2 rRNA genes are annotated in these 5232 nt (G+C 54.7%); both read left to right on the top strand.

Features of this window, described 5'->3' with window-relative positions:
- Positions 1 to 58: 58 nt before the first annotated feature.
- Positions 59 to 1586 (top strand): 16S ribosomal RNA (locus tag HK108_RS18555).
- Positions 1587 to 2011: 425 nt separating this feature from the next.
- Positions 2012 to 5127 (top strand): 23S ribosomal RNA (locus HK108_RS18560).
- The 16S and 23S rRNA genes sit together here, the layout of an rRNA operon.
- Positions 5128 to 5232: the final 105 nt, after the last annotated feature.

Here is a 5232-nt window from a genome sequence, read left to right on the forward strand (position 1 = left end):
CTTCTCACCCCGTGAGGGGTTGGCTGTCTTGCTGGGATTCATTCGTAACATAAAGTTTTTTATGGAGAGTTTGATCCTGGCTCAGGACGAACGCTGGCTGCGTGCTTAACACATGCAAGTCGAACGCTGAAGCCGACAGCTTGCTGTTGGTGGATGAGTGGCGAACGGGTGAGTAACACGTGAGTAACCTGCCCCTGATTTCGGGATAAGCCTGGGAAACTGGGTCTAATACCGGATATGACCAATCCTTGCATGAGGGTTGGTGGAAAGTTTTTCGATCGGGGATGGGCTCGCGGCCTATCAGCTTGTTGGTGGGGTAATGGCCTACCAAGGCGACGACGGGTAGCCGGCCTGAGAGGGCGACCGGCCACACTGGGACTGAGACACGGCCCAGACTCCTACGGGAGGCAGCAGTGGGGAATATTGCACAATGGGGGAAACCCTGATGCAGCGACGCAGCGTGCGGGATGACGGCCTTCGGGTTGTAAACCGCTTTCAGCAGGGAAGAAGCGAAAGTGACGGTACCTGCAGAAGAAGTACCGGCTAACTACGTGCCAGCAGCCGCGGTAATACGTAGGGTACGAGCGTTGTCCGGAATTATTGGGCGTAAAGAGCTCGTAGGTGGTTGGTCACGTCTGCTGTGGAAACGCAACGCTTAACGTTGCGCGTGCAGTGGGTACGGGCTGACTAGAGTGCAGTAGGGGAGTCTGGAATTCCTGGTGTAGCGGTGAAATGCGCAGATATCAGGAGGAACACCGGTGGCGAAGGCGGGACTCTGGGCTGTAACTGACACTGAGGAGCGAAAGCATGGGGAGCGAACAGGATTAGATACCCTGGTAGTCCATGCCGTAAACGTTGGGCACTAGGTGTGGGGGACATTCCACGTTCTCCGCGCCGTAGCTAACGCATTAAGTGCCCCGCCTGGGGAGTACGGTCGCAAGGCTAAAACTCAAAGGAATTGACGGGGGCCCGCACAAGCGGCGGAGCATGCGGATTAATTCGATGCAACGCGAAGAACCTTACCAAGGCTTGACATACACTGGACCGTTCTGGAAACAGTTCTTCTCTTTGGAGCTGGTGTACAGGTGGTGCATGGTTGTCGTCAGCTCGTGTCGTGAGATGTTGGGTTAAGTCCCGCAACGAGCGCAACCCTCGTTCTATGTTGCCAGCACGTGATGGTGGGAACTCATAGGAGACTGCCGGGGTCAACTCGGAGGAAGGTGGGGATGACGTCAAATCATCATGCCCTTTATGTCTTGGGCTTCACGCATGCTACAATGGCTGGTACAGAGAGAGGCGAACCCGTGAGGGTAAGCGAATCCCTTAAAGCCAGTCTCAGTTCGGATCGTAGTCTGCAATTCGACTACGTGAAGTCGGAGTCGCTAGTAATCGCAGATCAGCAACGCTGCGGTGAATACGTTCCCGGGCCTTGTACACACCGCCCGTCAAGTCACGAAAGTCGGTAACACCCGAAGCCGGTGTCCCAACCCACTTGTGGGAGGGGGCCGTCTAAGGTGGGACTGGTGATTGGGACTAAGTCGTAACAAGGTAGCCGTACCGGAAGGTGCGGCTGGATCACCTCCTTTCTAAGGAGCACACATCAGAACCCCAACGCAGTGACCGAATGTGTCATCTGGTTGGGAGCTCAAGGGTGGAACATCACTTCTTCCGCTCGCCCACACAGCCCGGCTGGGGTCAATGCCCCGGGTGCGGTGAGTGATCGGGTGGGCTAGAACGAACACGTTATTGGGTCCTGGAATCACAAACCCCACACACAGTGTGTGTGGGTGTGGTTTCAACCAACAGGACCAACCCGACCACCAAGCAGCAGAGACTTCTGGTGTGTGGTGGTGGGTGTTTGGTAGTGGTTTGAGAATCGTATAGTGGACGCGAGCATCAAACACCATATTTGTGTGGTGTTTATGTAATGTGATTTTTCTTGTCATCATCTAGTTAAGGTGAATGAAACAATATTTTTCGCGCACATGAGCCGGTCCCTTTTTTGGGGGTTGGGTGAGTGTGTAAGAGCGCATGGTGGATGCCTTGGCATCAGGAGCCGATGAAGGACGTGGAAATCTGCGATAAGCCTCGGGGAGCCGATAAACAGGCGTTGATCCGAGGGTCTCCGAATGGGGAAACCCCGCCACTCGTGAGGGTGGTGACCCGTGTCTGAATATATAGGGCATGTGGAGGGAACGCGGGGAAGTGAAACATCTCAGTACCCGCAGGAAGAGAAAATAACAATGATTCCGGGAGTAGTGGCGAGCGAAACTGGATGAGCCTAAACCTGTGCAGTGTCAAGCGTGCTGGTGTTGCTGCAGGGGTGTTGTGGGGTGTACGTGGTCCGGTCCAGCATGGCCGGTCTGTGAGTGTTGTTGGTGTAGTCGAACCTGGTGGGAAACAGGACCGGAGTGGGTGAGAGTCCCGTAGACGAAACGCTGGCTGTTCGCAGTGTGTGCATGCCCGAGTAGCACGGAACTCGTGGAATTTCGTGTGAATCTGCCAGGACCACCTGGTAAGGCTAAATACTTCCTGATGACCGATAGCGGATAAGTACCGTGAGGGAATGGTGAAAAGTACCCCGGGAGGGGAGTGAAAGAGTACCTGAAACCATGTGCTTACAATCCGTCAGAGCAGTATCTAGATGACTGTGATGGCGTGCCTTTTGAAGAATGAGCCTGCGAGTTAGCGGTGCGTGGCGAGGTTAACCCGTGTGGGGTAGCCGTAGCGAAAGCGAGTCCGAATAGGGCGATCCTAGTCGCGTGTCCTAGACCCGAAGCGGAGTGATCTAGCCATGGGCAGGGTGAAGCGTGTGTAAGAGCGCGTGGAGGCCCGCACCCACTTCAGTTGAAAATGGAGGGGATGACCTGTGGTTAGGGGTGAAAGGCCAATCAAACTCTGTGATAGCTGGTTCTCCCCGAAATGCATTTAGGTGCAGCGTTGCGTGGTTCTTGCTGGAGGTAGAGCTACTGGATGGCTGATGGGCCCTACCGGGTTACTGACGTCAACTAAACTCCGAATGCCAGTCAAGGTTCAGCGTGGCAGTGAGACAGTGGGGGATAAGCTTCATTGTCGAGAGGGAAACAGCCCAGACCATCAACTAAGGCCCCTAAGCGTGTGCTCAGTGGGAAAGGATGTTCAGTTGCGAAGACAACCAGGAGGTTGGCTTAGAAGCAGCCACCCTTGAAAGAGTGCGTAATAGCTCACTGGTCAAGTGATTGAGCGCCGATAATGTAGCGGGGCTAAGTACACCGCCGAAGTTGTGGCAGCACCACAATCGCCGTAATGGTGTGGTGTTGGGTAGGGGAGCGTCGAGTTGCCGGAGAAGCTGCCGTGTGAACGAGTGGTGGAGGCGATTCGAGTGAGAATGCAGGCATGAGTAGCGAAAGACGGGTGAGAAACCCGTCCACCGGATGACCAAGGGTTCCAGGGCTAGGCTAATCCGCCCTGGGTAAGTCGGGACCTAAGGCGAGGCCGACAGGCGTAGTCGATGGACAACCAGTTGATATTCTGGTACCGACACACAACCGACAGTACCAAAACACACGATACTAACCATCCAATTCCTCCTTTGAGTCTTCGGACTTGATGTTGGGGTTGCGGGTGGGACCTGAGTGTGGAGTCGGTAAGCGTGAGGTGTGACGCAGAAAGGTAGCCAGGCCGTGCGATGGTAGTCACGGTCTAAGGTTGTAGCACGTGGGGGTAGGTAAATCCGTCCCCGCATAGAGTGTGAGAGCTGATGGGCGCCCCACATTGGTGGGGTGATCTGGTGATCCTCTGCTGCCGAGAAAAGCATCGACGTGAGGGTGTGTGTTGCCCGTACCCTATAACCGACACAGGTGGTCGAGTAGAGAATACTAAGGTGATCGAGAGAATCGTGGTTAAGGAACTCGGCAAAATGCCCCCGTAACTTCGGGAGAAGGGGGACCATCCCGGTGAACCCAACTTGCTTGGGGATGTGCTGGTGGTGGTCGCAGAGGCCAGAGAGAAGCGACTGTTTATTAAAAACACAGGTCCGTGCGAAGATGTAAGTCGATGTATACGGACTGACGCCTGCCCGGTGCTGGAAGGTTAAGAGGACCTGTTAACCCGTAAGGGTGAAGCGGAGAATTTAAGCCCCAGTAAACGGCGGTGGTAACTATAACCATCCTAAGGTAGCGAAATTCCTTGTCGGGTAAGTTCCGACCTGCACGAATGGCGTAACGACTTCTCTGCTGTCTCAACCACGAACTCGGCGAAATTGCATTACGAGTAAAGATGCTCGTTACGCGCAGCAGGACGGAAAGACCCCGAGACCTTCACTATAGTTTGGTATTGGGATTCGGTGTGGTTTGTGTAGGATAGGTGGAAGACGTAGAGGCCCTGACGCTAGTTGGGGTGGAGTCGATCGGTGAAATACCACTCTGACCATAGTGGATTCCTTAACTTCGGACCCTGATCGGGTTCAGGGACAGTGCCTGATGGGTAGTTTAACTGGGGCGGTTGCCTCCTAAAGAGTAACGGAGGCGCCCAAAGGTTCCCTCAGCCTGGTTGGCAATCAGGTGTCGAGTGTAAGTGCACAAGGGAGCTTGACTGTGAGACGGACGTGTCGAGCAGGAGCGAAAGCTGGGACTAGTGACCCGGCCATGGCTTGTGGAAGCGTGGTCGCTCAACGGATAAAAGGTACCTCGGGGATAACAGGCTGATCTTGCCCAAGAGTCCATATCGACGGCATGGTTTGGCACCTCGATGTCGGCTCGTCGCATCCTGGGGCTGGAGTCGGTCCCAAGGGTTGGGCTGTTCGCCCATTAAAGCGGTACGCGAGCTGGGTTTAGAACGTCGTGAGACAGTTCGGTCCCTATCCGCTGCGTGCGTAGGAAATTTGTGGAGGTCTGTCCTTAGTACGAGAGGACCGGGACGGACGAACCTCTGGTGTGCCAGTTGTTCCGCCAGGAGCATGGCTGGTTGGCTACGTTCGGGATGGATAACCGCTGAAAGCATCTAAGCGGGAAGCCGGCTCCGAGATGAGATTTCCAACTGACTTTTGTCAGGGGAGGTGTCCTATAGATGATGGGGTTGATAGGCCGGGTATGGAAGCACTGTAAGGTGTGGAGTTGACTGGTACTAATACACCGATCACTCATCAACTTTTTCCCTTTAGTGGGGTTGGTGTGTGCGAAGAGTCTTTATTCGCCTTTCTGGTTGTGATGAGAGAATGCGCCCCGTTTTGTGGGGTGTGCATGACATAGTTTT

The organism is Brevibacterium sediminis, assembly GCF_013623905.1.
In the GTDB taxonomy this organism is placed as follows: domain Bacteria; phylum Actinomycetota; class Actinomycetes; order Actinomycetales; family Brevibacteriaceae; genus Brevibacterium; species Brevibacterium sediminis.